Below are 751 nucleotides of genomic sequence, written 5' to 3'. Positions count from 1 at the left end.
CCGGCTTCCTTTCTGTAAACACGGTAGCCTGTCGCTGTGGATACCTTGTTCCAGCTCACTGTGATGCCGCCTTTGCCATTATCCTTAGCTGCTTTCAAGGTTACTTTCGCAGGCAGTTTTGTCGCTGTCAATCCCTTGTTGTCAAATCCACCAAGAACTTCCTTGCCGTCCGCATGCTTAAATGCACGGACGGTGTACACATAAGTCTTTCCTGTTACACCGGAACCGTCCTCATAACTCAGCTTGTCTGAAGCTACATCTGTCACTTTCTGCCAGCTGCTTCCTGTAAACTTCTTGTAGATCCGGTAGCCTTCCGCACCTTCCACTGCCTTCCAGCTGACGATGATGCTGCCCTTTCCGCTGTCTGCTGTCTTATCAAGAATAACTGTTCCAAGGCTCTGACTCTCTGCCTTCACAGATGCACTCACACCTGTATTATCAAATCCGCCGTAGACATCACTGCCATTGACTGTCTTATAGGCACGGACTGTATAGAAGTAAGTAGTTCCTGCTGCAACGGTGCTGTCTGTATAGCTTGTTGTACTTTCGGATGTCACATTGACCAGGCCTTTCCAGCTGCCTCCGGATGTTTTTCTGTAGATACGGTAACCTGTGGCACCTGAAACCTTTTCCCAGGTCACATTGATGCCTTTCTTTCCATTATCTTCTGCTTTCTTTAAGACAACTGTTGCAGGAAGGACCGTTGCTGTCACACCCTTACTGTCAAATCCGCCCAAAATATTTTCTCCAT

1 protein-coding gene is annotated in these 751 nt (G+C 47.9%); it reads right to left on the bottom strand.

The genetic code is table 11. From position 1 onward, the window contains the following. A partial coding sequence (locus HED67_RS12195) for a hypothetical protein (RefSeq protein ID WP_331467098.1) occupies positions 1–737 on the bottom strand: 737 nt, incomplete at its 3' end. Between the last annotated feature and the right edge of the window lie 14 nt (positions 738–751).

The organism is Pseudocoprococcus catus, assembly GCF_019734885.1.
Lineage (GTDB): Bacteria > Bacillota > Clostridia > Lachnospirales > Lachnospiraceae > Coprococcus_A > Coprococcus_A catus.
Note: the sequence above shows the minus strand (reverse complement) of the source record. Positions and strands in the feature narration are given on the sequence as shown.